General features: G+C 64.0%; 14 protein-coding genes. 12 read left to right on the forward strand and 2 right to left on the reverse strand.

Features of this window, described 5'->3' with window-relative positions:
* Positions 1–3 precede the first annotated feature (3 nt).
* The 7 genes from GR702_RS08970 (at position 4) to rnr (ending at position 7,980) form a co-directional block, all read left to right on the forward strand.
* Positions 4–417 (forward strand): iron-sulfur cluster assembly scaffold protein, encoded by a 414-nt coding sequence (locus GR702_RS08970; RefSeq protein ID WP_160985550.1) that lies wholly within the window; start codon positions 4–6, stop codon positions 415–417.
* Positions 418–501: 84 nt separating this feature from the next.
* Positions 502–1,545 (forward strand): alanine racemase, encoded by a 1,044-nt coding sequence (gene alr, locus GR702_RS08975; RefSeq protein WP_160985551.1) that lies wholly within the window; start codon positions 502–504, stop codon positions 1,543–1,545.
* A gap of 114 nt (positions 1,546–1,659) precedes the next feature.
* Positions 1,660–2,220, forward strand: coding sequence for a polyhydroxyalkanoate synthesis repressor PhaR (gene phaR, locus GR702_RS08980; RefSeq protein WP_160985552.1), 561 nt, complete (start codon positions 1,660–1,662; stop codon positions 2,218–2,220).
* A gap of 20 nt (positions 2,221–2,240) precedes the next feature.
* Positions 2,241–2,678, forward strand: a complete 438-nt coding sequence (locus GR702_RS08985; protein WP_160985553.1) for an NUDIX hydrolase — start codon at positions 2,241–2,243, stop codon at positions 2,676–2,678.
* A gap of 64 nt (positions 2,679–2,742) precedes the next feature.
* Positions 2,743–4,302 carry a proline--tRNA ligase gene (proS, locus tag GR702_RS08990; RefSeq protein ID WP_160985554.1) on the forward strand — a complete coding sequence of 520 codons (1,560 nt, stop codon included), beginning with the start codon at positions 2,743–2,745 and terminating at the stop codon, positions 4,300–4,302.
* Positions 4,303–4,342: 40 nt separating this feature from the next.
* Positions 4,343–5,671 carry a M28 family metallopeptidase gene (locus GR702_RS08995; protein WP_202408159.1) on the forward strand — a complete coding sequence of 443 codons (1,329 nt, stop codon included), beginning with the start codon at positions 4,343–4,345 and terminating at the stop codon, positions 5,669–5,671.
* A gap of 47 nt (positions 5,672–5,718) precedes the next feature.
* A complete protein-coding gene (rnr, locus tag GR702_RS09000) occupies positions 5,719–7,980 on the forward strand; it encodes a ribonuclease R (protein ID WP_202408160.1) in 2,262 nt (753 codons plus the stop codon).
* Positions 7,981–8,001: 21 nt separating this feature from the next.
* Here rnr and GR702_RS09005 read toward each other — a convergent pair whose 3' ends face one another.
* Positions 8,002–8,457 carry a universal stress protein gene (locus tag GR702_RS09005; RefSeq protein ID WP_160985557.1) on the reverse strand — a complete coding sequence of 152 codons (456 nt, stop codon included), beginning with the start codon at positions 8,455–8,457 and terminating at the stop codon, positions 8,002–8,004.
* Between the two features lie 170 nt (positions 8,458–8,627).
* On the opposite strand from GR702_RS09005, the gene GR702_RS09010 reads away from it, so the two are divergent.
* The 4 genes from GR702_RS09010 to lpdA are packed head-to-tail and all read left to right on the forward strand — an operon-like array spanning position 8,628 to position 12,159.
* Complete coding sequence (locus GR702_RS09010; protein WP_160985558.1) at positions 8,628–9,968, forward strand: pyruvate dehydrogenase complex dihydrolipoamide acetyltransferase; 1,341 nt, start codon at positions 8,628–8,630, stop codon at positions 9,966–9,968.
* Between the two features lies 1 nt (position 9,969).
* The gene (locus GR702_RS09015; protein ID WP_160985559.1) at positions 9,970–10,356 is read left to right on the forward strand and encodes an acyl-CoA thioesterase; all 387 of its coding nucleotides are present in this window, start codon (positions 9,970–9,972) and stop codon (positions 10,354–10,356) included.
* 5 nt (positions 10,357–10,361) lie between these two features.
* The gene (locus tag GR702_RS09020) at positions 10,362–10,739 is read left to right on the forward strand and encodes an acyl-CoA thioesterase (protein ID WP_160985560.1); all 378 of its coding nucleotides are present in this window, start codon (positions 10,362–10,364) and stop codon (positions 10,737–10,739) included.
* A 4-nt stretch (positions 10,740–10,743) separates the two neighbouring features.
* Positions 10,744–12,159 carry a dihydrolipoyl dehydrogenase gene (gene lpdA / locus GR702_RS09025; protein ID WP_160985561.1) on the forward strand — a complete coding sequence of 472 codons (1,416 nt, stop codon included), beginning with the start codon at positions 10,744–10,746 and terminating at the stop codon, positions 12,157–12,159.
* An 84-nt stretch (positions 12,160–12,243) separates the two neighbouring features.
* On the opposite strand, the gene GR702_RS09030 is transcribed toward lpdA, so the two are convergent.
* Positions 12,244–12,561, reverse strand: a complete 318-nt coding sequence (locus GR702_RS09030) for a PilZ domain-containing protein (RefSeq protein ID WP_202408162.1) — start codon at positions 12,559–12,561, stop codon at positions 12,244–12,246.
* Positions 12,562–12,890: 329 nt separating this feature from the next.
* On the opposite strand from GR702_RS09030, the gene acs reads away from it, so the two are divergent.
* On the forward strand, positions 12,891–14,840 hold the full coding sequence (acs, locus tag GR702_RS09035; RefSeq protein WP_160985562.1) for an acetate--CoA ligase: 1,950 nt from the start codon (positions 12,891–12,893) through the stop codon (positions 14,838–14,840).
* The last annotated feature ends 2 nt before the right edge of the window (positions 14,841–14,842 follow it).

Below are 14,842 nucleotides of genomic sequence, written 5' to 3' on the forward strand. Positions count from 1 at the left end.
GCCATGTCGGCCGTACTCTACACCCCGGAAGTTCTCGCCCTTGCGATCGAACTCGCTCGCCATCCACTGACGGACGACCTTCCGGAGCACGGAGAAGCACGCTCGAAGAGTTGCGGCAGCACGATCGTTCTTGGTCTTTCAGTGGCCGAGAACGGATCTGTCGAAAGCGTCGGAGTACGAAGCCAGGCCTGCGCGATCGGCCAGGCATCCGCCGCGATTTTCGCTGCCGGTGCTAAAGGAGCCGATGCCGTCCGCATCCGGCAGACCCGCGAGGCCATCGTCGGTTGGCTGCGACATGAAAGCGCTCTTCCCGATTGGCCAGGCCTCGGTGTGATCGCTGCCGCGCGGGAATACCCGGCCCGACACGCCGCTGTGCTGCTGCCCTGGGATGCCGCATGCAGCGCACTGAATGCCTGATGCCGGCCCACAAGTTGCTCTTCTCTCCTCGATAGGTCTATGGCGCCGGGCAGCTCTCTCCTGCTTCCCGCGACTATGGTGATAATGGTTCCTGACGTTCCCCCGCCGGCGCTTCGGCTCCGTTTCGATGCTGACGCACTTGTTTCCAACTGGCGCGCGCTGGATCGCCTGTCCGGTTCGGCCCGGGCAGGAGCAGCGGTGAAGGCGGATGCCTATGGCGTGGGAGCGGCGAAAGTCGTGCCCGCCCTGCTGTCAGCGGGCTGCAGGGACTTTTTCGTCGCGCACTGGTCGGAAGTTCCCGCTGCGCTCGAGGGCGCGGGTAAAGCCGGCATCTCGGTGCTCCACGGTCCGGTGACGGCAGGCGATGCAACGTTTGCCCGCGCGACTGGGGTCAAGCCTGTAGTAAACTCGCTTGCGCAGGCGCGCTTGTGGATCGATGCCGGTGGAGGTCCTTGCGACCTGATGGTGGACACCGGGATGAACCGGCTCGGCGTCTCGCTGGATGATCTGGGCGATCCGCTGATCGAGGCGCTGGAAGTGGACCTGCTGCTCTCGCACCTAGTCTCCGCCGAAGAGGATACCGATCTCAACGAGCGTCAACGAAGCCGTTGGCAGGACGCACGGGCGCAGGTGCGGCATGCACGCGCCAGCCTGGCCAACAGCGCAGGGATCGCCCTTGGAGAGGCTTTCCATGGCGATCTGACGCGGCCAGGTATTGCGCTCTATGGCGGCGTACCCCGGCCGGAAATGGCCTCGTTGCTGCGGCAAGTCGTCACGCCCGAGGCCGTGATCCTCCAGGTGCGGGACATCGCCGCCGGCGAAACGATCGGCTATAATGCCACTTTCACCGCGCCGTCGCCGATGCGGCTCGGGACGATCGCGATCGGCTACGCCGATGGCTACCTGCGTTGCTGGTCTGGCAAGGGAGGCTTTTGCGCGAGCGGGGCTGCACTTCCGGTGCTCGGCAGGGTGAGCATGGACCTGACCGTTATCGACCTGTCCGCCGCTCCGCACTTGCGGGAAGGGGACTGGGTCTCTGCCGATTACGCCTTGCCCGAAAGCTCTGCTGCCACCGGCCTTTCCCAATACGAACTGCTGACGTTGCTGTCCCGCCGGTTCGGCCGGTAAGGCCGAGAAGTTCTTCGAATTTTGACCCGCCCCTCTTTTGCTGCGCAGCAAATTGTGTTGCAATGCGATATTATCGAATGGTAACTCAACCATCAGCAGGATTGGGGATTGGACATGCCTGAAGCCGCGTCACCTGACGGCAATACCGTCATAATCAAGAAGTACGCCAACAGGCGGCTCTACAACACCCGGTCGTCGAGCTACATCACTCTCGATCATCTTTCCAAGATGACTCGCGAGGGGGTGGACTACAAGGTTCTCGATGCGAAGACGGGCGCCGACATCACCCATACGATCCTGACCCAGATCATCATGGAGGAAGAATCCAACGGCGAGCAGATGCTGCCGGTGAACTTCCTGCGAGAGCTCATCAGTATGTATGGCAATTCCATGCAGTCGCTGATCCCGCACTATCTCGAAGCCTCGATGGAAAACTTCCGGGCCAACCAGTCGAAGCTGGCCAAGGCGTTCGAGGACAGCCTTGGCAACAATCCGCTCGCCAAGCTGGCAGAGCAGAACATGGCCATGTTCCGCGCCGCATCCGCCGCATTCATGCCGGGTGCCGAGAAGCCTGAGACGAAGGCGCCTCCCGCGCCGGTCGATGCCGGAGACCTCTCTGCATTGCGCCATCAAATGGCGGACATACAGAAGCGCCTCGATGCGCTTGGCAAGTAAGAGCCGCTGAAGCCGCCCTCATGACGCCGCGCATCCCGCGCCCGGCCGCTCGGATCATCCTGACGGATGATGCTGGCCGGGTGCTCCTCTTCCGGTTCGATCCCGCAGACCGCCCGCCATTCTGGTGCACCCCCGGCGGAGCGCTTGAACCCGGCGAGAGCTACGAAGAGGCGGCCCGTCGCGAGTTGCAGGAGGAGACCGGCATCATCGCCAATCCGGGACAGCAGGTGGCACGCAAAGTGGCGGAGTTCATCACCATCGAAGGCGTTCCGGTGGTGGCGGATGAGCGCTACTTCCGTGTCGGCCTTCCATCGGGCGCCGATCCGGAAGGGATCGATCCGAGCGGCCACACCGAACTGGAGCGCGCCGTGATGCGCAGCTGGCGCTGGTTTGATCGTGACGCGCTTGCTGCATTGCAGGAGCCCTTTTTCCCCGAGGACCTTCTGCACCTCCTCTGAAGGGATAGACGGCACCTTATTCCAGCGTTTGAACCTTCGCTCGAGTGCGGCTAACAGCACCGCCATGAATCAGAAGACCGGTCAGACGCCCGCCATCCGCCACGCCCTCTCCACCAAGCGCGAGGACGACTTCGCGCAGTGGTACCAGGAGGTCATTTCCGAAGCCGAGATGGCGGAGGAATCGGGCGTTCGTGGCTGCATGGTCATCAAGCCGTGGGGCTACGGCGTGTGGGAGCGTATCCAGCGCCTGATGGATGACCGCATCAAGGCGGCCGGCATCCAGAACTGCTATTTTCCGCTGTTCATCCCGCTTTCCTATTTCGCAAAAGAAGCGGAGCACGTCGAAGGTTTCGCCAAGGAAATGGCGGTCGTCACTCACCACCGGCTGATTGGTGATGGCAAGGGCAGCCTGGTGCCCGATCCCGAAGCGAAGCTTGAAGAGCCTCTTATCGTGCGGCCCACATCGGAAACGGTGATCGGGCAGGCCATGGCGCGTTGGGTGCAATCGTGGCGCGACCTGCCGCTCATGGTCAACCAATGGGCCAACGTCGTTCGTTGGGAGATGCGTACCCGCATGTTCCTGCGAACCAGCGAGTTCCTCTGGCAGGAGGGCCACACCGCCCACGCCAACCGTGAGGATGCCGTGACAGAAACGCTGCGCGCGCTCGAAATGTACCGCGATTTCGCGGAAGACGAGCTTGCGATGCCCGTCATCGCGGGGGAAAAGCCTGAGAACGAACGCTTTCCGGGCGCCGTCGCCACGTACTCGATCGAAGCGATGATGCAGGACGGCAAGGCGCTTCAGGCCGGAACCTCCCACTACCTCGGCACCGGCTTTGCCCACGCCGCCGGCATCACCTTCCAGGACCGCGAAGGCACGCAGCAGTACGCCCACACCACCAGCTGGGGCACTTCTACCCGCATGATTGGCGGGCTCATCATGGTCCACGGCGACGATGATGGCTTGCGCGTGCCGCCCCGCGTGGCGCCGCATCAGATCGTCATCCTGCCGATGCTGCGTGAGACCCCCGAAGACGACGCGCTGCTGGCGTATTGCGAGGAACTGCGTCGATCGCTGACCCAGCTTTCAGCGCTGGGCGAGCCCGTGCGGGTGCTGCTGGACAAGCGCCCCGGCAAGGCTACGCAGAAGCGTTGGGCATGGGTCAAGAAGGGTGTTCCCCTCATCCTCGAGATCGGTGGGCGCGATGCTGCTGCCGGGCAAGTCTCGATGCTGCGCCGTGACCGGCTGTGGAACGATGCCGCCAAGGCTAACTTCGTGGCGATGTCGAAAGAGGATTTCGTCGCGCGGGCTGCCGGAGAAATCGAGGATTTCCAGGCCTCGCTCCATGCAGAGGCACAGGCGCGCCGCGACGCCAACATTTCTTCCGCATCCAGCTTCGAGGAGCTTGCGGTGTTCTTCTCCGAAGACAAGCGCTACCCGGGCTGGGTCGCAGTCGAGTGGGCGCGCCCGACCGGAGACGAACTCGAGGCAGTCGTCCAGAAGCTCAAGACCCTCAAGCTGACCATGCGCAACACTCCGCTCGAAGGCGAAGAGGCGCAGGGAACCTGCATCTTCACCGGCCGCCCGGCGGTGGAGAGGATTTACATCGCTCGTTCGTACTGAGGGCTTGCCACGCCCCGCGCCGGGACTGCACAAAGGCTTGATGATGCGCCTTTCCACTACCTGCCTCGCCCTTTTCCTCGCAACCGGCGCGAGTGCTGCGCCGCCACCCGGAGAAGTGTCGCAGGAACGACTGCGCGCCGACGTTGCGCGTCTCGTGTCGTTCGGCACCCGTCACACGCTGTCCTCCGCCACCGATCCTAAGCGCGGCATCGGGGCGGCGCGTGCCTGGGCACGGCAGGAGTTCGAAAAAACGTCGAGAGCCTGCGGCGGGTGCCTGGAGATTTCCACTCCCGAGACGAAGGTGACGGGCAAGCGCATTCCGCAGCCCGCCAGGATCGTCGATGTCGTGGCGGTCCAGCGCGGTACCGAGCGGCCGAATGAAGTGGTGATCGTCGAAGCCCATATCGACAGCCGGGTGAGCGACGTCATGGACGCGACCAGCGATGCTCCCGGCGCGAACGACGACGGCTCCGGCGTAGCGCTGGTTCTGGAGGCGGCCCGCGTCCTTTCCCGGCAGAAGTTCCCGACGACGATCGTCTACGCGATCGTGTCCGGCGAAGAGCAGGGCCTCTACGGTGGAAAACTGCTCGCCGACCATGCAGCCAGGCAGGGCTGGGTGGTTAAAGCGGTGCTGAACAACGACATTGTCGGCAACTCGCGCGGGCCGGACGGCCTGGTTGACGACACCCATGTCCGCGTCTTTTCCGAAGGGCCCCGAGCGGATGCGACGGATGCGCTTCGTGCCCGGCAGCGGTCTTTCGGCGGCGAGAACGACAGCCCCAGCCGCAATCTCTCCCGCTACATCGCAGGGCTTGCGACAGACGTCCAACCCGGCCTTGCCGTCCGGCAGGTCTGGCGAAGCGACCGCACTGGCCGCGGCGGTGACCACATCCCCTTTGCGGATCTCGGCTATCCCGCCATCCGCTTCTCGGTCGCGGTCGAGAACTACGAGCAGCAGCACCAGGACCTGCGAACCGCCGATGGCATCGTCTATGGCGACACCATCGATTTCATGGACTTCCCTTATCTGGCGAAAGTGACGCGTCTGAACATAGCGGCGTTGTCGTCGCTCGCCCGCGCACCCTTGCCACCGACGCCCACTGCCGACTCGGCCGTAAAGACCTGGACTGATGTCAGCTGGAAGCCGGTCGCAGGTGCCACGCGGTACCGGGTGTGGAAGCGGCGTACCGACGCGGCGGCGTGGGAGACGCAGCCGATCGAGACGACGCCCGAAACTTCCGTCCGCCTTGACGGACTGCGGGGCGACGACTGGCTGATCGGCGTCAGCGCCGAGGCTTCCGGCGCATCCAGTCCGATCGCATCTGCCGTTCCCGGAGGCGCGTTTGCCCCGATTGCGGGGGAAGATTGAGCGCAAACGTATTGTAAAACCGGCTCTGCCGCCCCATGCCGGAAAGCATGGCTAACAAGAACCGGCCCGCCCCCGGCTTGCCCACGCGCAAGCAGATCCTCGACTTCATCCAGAGCGCGTCCGAACCGGTCGGCAAGCGGGAGATTTCCCGCGAGTTCGGCCTGAAGGGCAATGAGAAGATCCAGCTCAAGGCCTTGCTCAAGGACATGGCCGAGGAAGGGCTGATCGACGGCAAGCGGACAGCCTTTCACAAGATGGGCGGATTGCCGCGCGTCACCGTTCTGCGCGTCGTCGATGTGGACGAGGGCGAGGCCATCGCCGTCCCCGATACCTGGCAGCCGGACGACGCGACCCCGCCGCCGCGCATCCGCCTGATCGAGAAGGGCCAGCGTGGGTCTGCGCTGCGGAAAGGGGACCGCGTCCTCTCGCGCACGGAAGAGAGCGAAAGCGGATGGCGCGCCTATCCGATGAAGAAGCTGGAACTGCGCTCCGAGCAGATCCTCGGCGTGGTGGAGATGGACGAGGCAGGCAAGCCCTGGCTCGCTCCGGTGGACAAGCGCATCCGCAGTTCCTCGCCCATCTCCGACCTCAACGGCTCCAAGGCGGGCGAGCTTGTGCTGGGCGAGCCGATCGGGCGCTCCGCCCGTCCGTCGGTCAAGGTCACCGAAGTTCTGGGCGAGCCGCTTGCGCCGCGGGCGTTCAGCCTCATCGCCATCCACAAGCACGGGATCCCGAACCACTTCTCGCAGGATACGCTGGACGAGGCGCAGCTTGCGGCAAAGCTGCCGCTGAGCGCTGAGCACCGGGAGGACCTGCGCCATCTTCCAATCGTTGCGATCGATCCTTCCGATGCCCGGGATCATGACGACGCGATCTGGGCACAGCCTGACGAGGAGGGAGGCTTCGACGCCCTTGTCGCCATCGCCGACGTCTCCTTCTACGTGCGCCCGGGTGGCACGATCGACCGCGAAGCCAGACGGCGCGGGAACTCGGTCTACTTCCCCGACCGGGTCGTGCCCATGCTGCCTGAAGTCCTCAGCGCCGATGTCTGCTCGCTTCGTTCGGGCGAGGACCGTGCGGCGATGGCATGCCACATGAAGATCGATGCGCAGGGCCGGGTGACCGAATGGCGGTTCACCCGGGCTCTCGTGCGCATCCACGAAGTCATCGCCTACGAAGAGGCGCAGGCGCGCGTGGACGAGGATCGCGCAGAACAGCATCTCTTGAACCTCTGGGCGGCCTGGCGTGCGCTCGCGGCCGCCCGCAACGCGCGCGATCCGCTGGAGCTTGAGCTTCCGGAGCGCCGGGTCAAGCTCGACGAGCAGGGACGGATTACCGAGATCGCTATCCGGGAACGGCTCGATGCCCATCGCGTGGTCGAGGATTTCATGATCGCCGCCAACGTCGCCGCAGCACGCGCACTCGAGGCGAAAGTCGCACCCGTCGTGTACCGTGTGCACGAAACGCCGAGCCGAGAGAAGCTGATCGCTCTCAAGGACTACCTCGCGACGTTCGGGAAGAAGCTTGCACTCGGCCAGGTGATCACGCCGGGCCTGTTCAACCGCATGCTCAAGGACATAGCGGATGAAACCGAGAAGGCGCTGATAATGGAAGCGGTCCTGCGAAGCCAGACGCAGGCCTACTATGGACCCACCAATGCAGGACACTTCGGCCTGGCGCTCGGGTCTTACGCTCATTTCACCTCGCCGATCCGGCGCTATGCCGACCTTCTGGTTCACCGCGCGCTGGTCGACGCATACGGCCTCGAACAGCCGAAACCAAAGGGTGCCATCCCCGCGTCGTCGGGCCTGTCCGAACGTGATCGCGAGGACCTTGGTCGCATAAGCGAGGCGATCAGCGGTTCCGAGCGGCGGGCGATGGAAGCCGAGCGCGAGACGATTGATCGTTATGTTGCAGCGTGGCTGGCAAGCCGGGTGGGAGAGGTGTTCGACTGCCGCATCACCGGCGTGCAGAAGTTCGGCTTCTTCGCGACCATCGTCAGCCTGGGGGGCGACGGGCTGGTGCCGGTCTCCACCCTTGGAGACGAGCGTTTCGGCTACGACGAGCGCGCCAGAGTGCTGGTGGGCGAGCAGACCGGTACGACCTATGCCGTCGGCCAAGTTCTCCGGCTCCGGCTTGCGGAGGCGAACCCACTGACGGGCGCGCTCAAGTTCGAGCTGGAGGAAGGCGCCGGCCGGATCGAGCCGCGAGGGCGACCGCGGCAGGCTCTTGGCAAGCGCGGCGATCATCTTGTCGGCAAGCGGGGTCGACCGGCGAACATCCGCCACAAGGGCAAGGGTAAGCGATAGACTTCGGAGCTGCCGCGAAGGCTAGCTCAGCCGTTCGATCGCTTCCGCATCGAGCCCGCCCGGCACGACGAAGACGGGGCAGGTCATGTGGGCCATGCCGGCGCCGGTGAAGTGCGCAACCAAGGGTCCGGGGCCGCCTTCGCGTGCCGCGCCGAGAACCAGCGCCGAGACTTCGGGATGCTCCTCGAGGTACTTGCGCACCACCTTGATGTCTTCGCCCACGCGCACGGAGATGACCGGCATCTTCGCTCCTTGAGACAGGAGATTGCCTGCGGCCGCCGTCACGAGGGTTTCGGCTCTCGCGCGCGCCTCTTCCTCAATCGTGGCCTGCACGCCGGCAAAGGCGTTGAACGGTTGAGGCGGAACGAGCGCGAGAAGGTGCAACGCTCCCTCTGTCTTGGCCGCGCGGCGCGCCGCGAACTGAAGCGCGATCAGCGCTTCGTCGCTTTCGTCGACAATTACCAGGTAGACGCGCATTGGCCGTTCCTCTCCGTCGGGCTTATCGATACGCGAAAGCTGCGGCGCAAGCCACTACCGTTGCGAAAAAAGAAACTGCGAGGCGCTTGTGCGCAAGCGTCAACTTGTCCAAGGAAGGGCCAAATATCTTTTCCGACCTCCCCCGGACAACAAGGAACGCGATAGTTTCCATGCCCATCGAGATCAAGATGCCCGCCCTGTCCCCCACGATGGAAGAGGGCAAGCTGGCCAAATGGCTGGTCAAGGAAGGCGACACCGTCTCGTCCGGCGACATCATGGCCGAGATCGAGACAGACAAGGCGACCATGGAGTTCGAAGCGGTCGACGAAGGGACGATCGGCAAGATCACCGTTCCCGAAGGAACCGAGGGTGTGAAGGTGGGAACGGTAATCGCCATCCTTGCAGGCGAGGATGAAGACGCCTCTTCGATAGAAGCTTCGCCCAAGGCAGAAGAAGCTCCCGCCAAGCCTGCGGCTCAGGACACGCCCAAGGCAGAGGCCAAGGCCGAAGCGCCGGCTTCTGCGCCTGCTCCTGCTCCGGCGGCCGAACCCAAGGCTAAGGTAGCGCAGCAGGAAGGCCGCGTCGTCGCCTCTCCGCTGGCCCGGCGCATCGCGTCCACCAAGGGTGTCGATCTTGAAGGCCTGACGGGCACCGGCCCGAACGGACGCATCGTCAAGGCGGACGTGGAAGCCGCGCAGCCCGGCACCGCCAAGGCGAAGGCGGCGGCACCTGCAGCCACTGCGGACGGCGCAGTGTCGGCAGCCAAGCCCGAGACGGTGGAGATGGCCGCGGAAACCCGTGCTCTCCTCGACGATCGCATCCCGCACACGGTCGACAAGCTTTCGGGCATGCGCAAGACCATCGCGCGCCGCCTCACGCAGTCGATGCAGGAAGCGCCCCACATCTATCTCACCGTGGACGTGCGCCTCGACAAGCTGATGGCGATGCGTGCCGAACTCAATGCGGCTCTCGAGAAGCAGGGCGTCAAGGTTTCGGTCAACGACATGCTGATCAAGGCGCTTGGCCTTGCTCTGGTAGATGTGCCGGAATGCAACGTGACATTCGCCGGAAGCGAACTGATCAGGTATTCGCGCGCCGACGTCTCCGTCGCGGTATCGATCCCGAACGGCCTCATCACCCCGATCGTCCAAGACGCCAACGGCAAGTCGTTCTCGGCGATCGCCAAGGCCACCAAGGATCTTGGGAAGCGCGCCAAGGAAGGCAAGCTCAAGCCGGAGGAATACCAGGGCGGCACCGCCTCGATCTCCAACATGGGCATGATGAGCATCAAGCAGTTCACCGCCGTGATCAACCCGCCCCAGTCGACCATCCTCGCCATTGGTGCAGGCGACAAGCGTCCGTGGGTCATGCCAGACGGGCAGCTGGGAGTAGCGACGATCATGACCGCGACCGGCAGCTTCGATCACCGTGCCGTTGACGGCGCCGACGGCGCACGCCTGATGGCCGCGTTCCGCGAGTACGTCGAGAACCCGCTCGGCATGGTCGCCTGAGATGGATCCCGAGGCCGGTGATCTGGTCATCCGCGTCACCGCGATGCCAACCGACCTCAATCCCTATGGCGGCGTCTTCGGTGGCTGGTTGATGAGCCAGCTCGCACTTGGCGCCGCCTCTCTGGTAACCCGCCGCACCGGCCACAAGGCCGTTGTCGTCGGCGCGACCGACTTCACTTTCCCCGGTGTCATGGTCGTTGGCGACGAGCTTAACGTCTATGCGCAGATCGCCCGCGTCGGCCGCACCTCGCTTACGGTGGCAACGCGGGGCTTCGGTCGTGCACGGGCGAGCGAGGCGCAGGTGGAAGTCGCAGCAGGGACGTTCACCTTCGTCACTCTCGACGAGAACGACCGCCCCCGGCGCGCCGTGGCAGAGATTGCAAGTTGAATAGAATGATACAGGATTATGAACCCGTCATCCGGGTCACCGCCATGCCGGCGGATGCGAATGCCTATGGCGACATCTTCGGCGGCTGGCTGCTGAGCCACATGGACCAGGGCGCCGGCCTCATCGCCGCGCGGCATTCGCGCGGCCGGGCGGTGACCATCGCCCTCGACGGCATGAAGTTCCACAAGCCGGTGAAGGTTGGCGACGAAGTCAGCGTCTACGGCGAGTTGCTCAAGGTCGGCCGCACCTCGATGGTGATCCGCATCGAGGCCTTCCGGCGTGACCGCTTTGCGGAAGATCAGGTGAAAGTGACCGAGGCGGTCTTCACCTTCGTGGCGATCGACGATGCGGGCAAGCCCCGCGCAATCGAACAGGAGAGTTGATTCAGTGGCTGATACTTATGACGTCATCGTTCTCGGTTCCGGCCCCGGCGGCTACGTCGCGGCGATCCGCAGCGCGCAGCTTGGCCTGAAGACCGCCATCGTCGAGCGCGAACTGCTCGGTGGCATCTGCCTCAATTGGGGCTGCATCCCGACCAAGGCGCTCCTGCGCTCGGCCGAGGTGCTCCACCACATGAAGCATGCCAAGGACTATGGTCTGGCGGCGGACAACATCACCGCCGATCTCGACGCGATCGTGAAGCGTTCGCGCGGGGTGGCCAAGCAGCTCAATCAGGGCGTGACGCACCTGATGAAGAAGAACAAGATCACCGTTCACATGGGCACCGGCAAGCTCGTCGCCCCCGGCAAGCTAGAAGTGGCCGGCGAGAAGGGCACGGAGACGCTTTCCGCCAAGCACATCATCATCGCCACGGGTGCACGCGCCCGCGAGCTCCCAGGCGCCAAGTCGGACGGCAACCGCATCTGGACCTACCGTCATGCGATGACGCCCAAGGAAATGCCCAGCAAGCTCCTGGTTCTGGGCTCGGGCGCCATCGGCATCGAGTTCGCAAGCTTCTACAACGACATGGGCGTCGACGTAACAGTCGTGGAGATGATGGACCGCATCGTTCCGGTCGAGGACAAGGACGTCTCCGCGTTCCTTGAAAAGGCGCTGACGAAGCAGGGCATGAAAATCCTCACCGGTGCCAAGGCAAGCGACGTCAAGGCTTCCGACAAGGGGGTCACCGTCAAGATCACTCCCAAGGGCGGCAAGGAAGAGACGCAGGAATTCAGCCACGTCATCGTCGCCATCGGCATTGTCCCCAACGTCGAGAATATCGGCCTGGAAGAACTCAAGATCGAGCCGGACGAGAAGTTCTTCGTCAAGGTGGACGACTATGGCCGCACCAACGTGCCGGGCGTGTGGGCTATCGGCGACTGCGTGAAGGGCCCCTGGCTGGCGCACAAGGCAAGCCACGAAGGCGTCACGACTGCCGAAACGATCGCCAAGGAACTTGGCAACAAGGACGTCCATCCGCACCCCCTCGATCGCAACAACATCCCGGGCTGCACTTACTGCCACCCGCAGATCGCATCGGTGGGCATGACCGAGGCAAAGGCCAAGGAGGCCGGGTACGACGTCAAGACCGGAACCTTCCCGTTCATCGGCAACGGCAAGGCGATCGCGCTTGGCGAGCCGGAAGGCTTCGTGAAGACCGTGTTTGACGCGAAGACCGGCGAACTGCTGGGCGCGCACATGATCGGCGCCGAAGTGACCGAGATGATCCAGGGTTACGTCGTGGGCAAGACCTTGGAAACCACCGAGATCGAGCTGATGAACACCGTGTTCCCGCATCCGACGATCTCGGAAACGATGCACGAGGCAACGCTCGCGGCATACGGGCGGGCGCTGCACATTTAGGCTCGGCCATCGCGATATTTAGGGAAGAGGGGCAGTCGCAAGGCTGCCCCTTTTTCGTGCGCTGCCGGATTAGAGAGCGTTCGGCTAACCCGCCGCGCGGACAATATGTTCGAACACTGCAATGTGGAGGGGAGCATCGAATTCGCATCCCACCGCACCGTTGCGGATCCAGCATATGCGCGCGCTGAGGAGCTGAAGTCCGGGTATGCGGATGCGCAGCGGCAGTTCCTGGCGAGCCTGCAGAAGGCATCCTATGCGAAAGCCACCCGGTGACAGATCCTCCAGAAGCGCGATCCTCCAGGGGCGCGTGCCCTGTCGCACCTCGCAGCGGATGTCCACGCCCACCCGGGCGGAGCGCGGTAGATGCTCACCAGGAAGTGGCACGATCGTGTCGATGGACAATGGTCTCTCCTCGGAGGAGGAGACGATTGCCCTCCGAGTGGTTACCGGATCGTTAACCGGCACTCACCTCACAACGCGATCGCGGCATGATCGTCGCGACTTTCTATCAATGTGGCCCTGTGGCATCCACCCAGTACGGCGGGATCGGACAGATGGTCGAGCACGGCCCGGCCGACGCCTTTTCCACATGATCGCGAAAGACGACGGGTCCGGCTATTCTCGAGCCGAACAACCTGCCTTGATCCAGATCACGAGGACCGCCATCTTTCAATCAAGATGGATGCCGGTGGTCCTGCGATGCAGTGATCCCCAAGAAGAGGAGACCGACCATGGCAGAGGCCGTATATCCCGTCAGCGCCGAGTGGGCCCGCGACGCCCTCATTGACGAAGGCCGGTACCGGGAGATGTACGAACGATCCGTCAGCGATCCGGAATCCTTCTGGCGAGAAGAAGCGCAGCGAGTGGACTGGATGCGACCCTTTACCGTGGTCAAGCAGACCAGTTTCCACGAGGATGACTTCGGGATCTCTTGGTTCACCGACGGCACGCTCAACCTCTCGGCCAACTGCCTTGACCGCCATCTCGCCGCGCGGGGCGAGGAGATCGCCATCCTCTGGGAGGCGGACGATCCGAGCACGCCGGAACGCCGCATCACCTACCGCCAACTTCACGAACAGGTCTGCCGCTTCGCCAATCTGCTCAAGTCCAAGGGCGTGCGAAAGGGGGAGCGGGTGACGATCTACCTGCCCATGGTGCCGGAAGCGGCCGTCGCCATGCTGGCTTGCGCGAGGATCGGTGCGATCCATTCCATCGTTTTCGCCGGATTCTCACCCGAGGCACTCGCCGGGCGGATCACCGACTGCGACAGCCGCATCGTCCTCACTGCGGATGAGGGCCTGCGCGGGGGCAAGAAGATCCCTCTCAAAACCAACGTGGACGAGGCGCTGAAGGAATGCGCCTGCGTGGACACGGTCATCGTGCTCGCCCACACCGGGGCCGACGTGCACATGGAGGATGGACGCGACTGCGACTGGGCGTCGGCTGCGGAAGGGCAGAGCGCGGAGTGCGAGCCTGCAGAGATGAACGCGGAGGATCCGCTGTTCATCCTCTACACCTCCGGCTCCACGGGCAAGCCGAAGGGCGTGCTCCACACGACCGGCGGCTATGCGGTGTGGGCATCGATGACGCATGAGTACGTGTTCGACTATAAGCCGGGCCAGATCTTCTGGTGCGCCGCCGACGTGGGCTGGGTCACCGGGCACTCCTATGTGGTCTACGGCCCGCTGATGAACGGCGCCACCACCGTGATGTTCGAAGGCGTGCCGAACCACCCCGATCCAAGCCGCTTCTGGCAGATCGTGGACAAGTTCGGCGTGGAGATATTCTATGCCGCCCCCACAGCCTTGCGTTCGCTCATGCGCGAAGGGGACGAGTGGGTGCGCAAGACGAGCCGCAAGTCGCTCCGGCTCCTTGGCTCCGTCGGCGAGCCCATCAACCCCGAGGCATGGGGCTGGTATCACGAGGTCGTTGGAGAAGGCCGATGCCCGATCGTGGATACCTGGTGGCAGACGGAGACCGGAGGCGTGATGATCAGCCCACTACCCGGCGCCACCGCTCTCAAGCCCGGATCGGCGACAAGGCCGATGTTCGGCGTGCAGCCCCGGCTTCTCGACAGCGACGGCAGGGAGATCGACGGGGCCGGCGATGGCTGCCTCGTCATCACGGATAGCTGGCCGGGGCAGATGCGCACCGTCTGGGGCGATCACGAGCGATTTTTCCAGACGTACTTCAGCACATTCAAGGGCGCATACTTCACGGGCGATGGATGCCGGCGCGACGAGGACGGCTACTACTGGATCACGGGTCGGATCGACGATGTCATCAACGTTTCAGGTCACCGCCTCGGCACTGCCGAAGTGGAAAGCGCCCTTGTCGCCCATGCCAAGGTGGCCGAGGCCGCCGTCGTGGGTATGCCGCATGACATCAAGGGGCAGGGCATCTACGCGTTCGTCACCACGAACGCCGAAGTTGAACCGGATGAGGACCTGCGCAAGGCGCTTGTAGCCTGGGTTCGCCATGAGATCGGCCCCATAGCGACGCCGGACGTCATCCAGTTCACACCCGCGCTTCCGAAGACCCGTTCCGGCAAGATCATGCGCAGGATCCTGCGCAAGATCGGGGAGAACGATGTCTCGAACCTGGGGGACACGTCCACCCTTGCCGATCCCTCGGTGGTCGACAGCCTGATCGCGAACAGACCGCAACCCGCCACCACCTGAAA

It is taken from the genome of Novosphingobium silvae, assembly GCF_009856825.1.
GTDB classification, from domain to species: Bacteria; Pseudomonadota; Alphaproteobacteria; order Sphingomonadales; family Sphingomonadaceae; genus Novosphingobium; species Novosphingobium silvae.

Coding starts and splice junctions, on each gene's coding strand:
- GR702_RS08970 (WP_160985550.1), top strand. CDS start 4: ATGTCGGCCGTACTCTACACCCCGGAAGTTCTCGCCCTTGCGATCGAA.
- alr (WP_160985551.1), top strand. CDS start 502: ATGGTTCCTGACGTTCCCCCGCCGGCGCTTCGGCTCCGTTTCGATGCT.
- phaR (WP_160985552.1), top strand. CDS start 1,660: ATGCCTGAAGCCGCGTCACCTGACGGCAATACCGTCATAATCAAGAAG.
- GR702_RS08985 (WP_160985553.1), top strand. CDS start 2,241: ATGACGCCGCGCATCCCGCGCCCGGCCGCTCGGATCATCCTGACGGAT.
- proS (WP_160985554.1), top strand. CDS start 2,743: ATGAATCAGAAGACCGGTCAGACGCCCGCCATCCGCCACGCCCTCTCC.
- GR702_RS08995 (WP_202408159.1), top strand. CDS start 4,343: ATGATGCGCCTTTCCACTACCTGCCTCGCCCTTTTCCTCGCAACCGGC.
- rnr (WP_202408160.1), top strand. CDS start 5,719: ATGGCTAACAAGAACCGGCCCGCCCCCGGCTTGCCCACGCGCAAGCAG.
- GR702_RS09005 (WP_160985557.1), bottom strand. CDS start 8,457: ATGCGCGTCTACCTGGTAATTGTCGACGAAAGCGACGAAGCGCTGATC.
- GR702_RS09010 (WP_160985558.1), top strand. CDS start 8,628: ATGCCCATCGAGATCAAGATGCCCGCCCTGTCCCCCACGATGGAAGAG.
- GR702_RS09015 (WP_160985559.1), top strand. CDS start 9,970: ATGGATCCCGAGGCCGGTGATCTGGTCATCCGCGTCACCGCGATGCCA.
- GR702_RS09020 (WP_160985560.1), top strand. CDS start 10,362: ATGATACAGGATTATGAACCCGTCATCCGGGTCACCGCCATGCCGGCG.
- acs (WP_160985562.1), top strand. CDS start 12,891: ATGGCAGAGGCCGTATATCCCGTCAGCGCCGAGTGGGCCCGCGACGCC.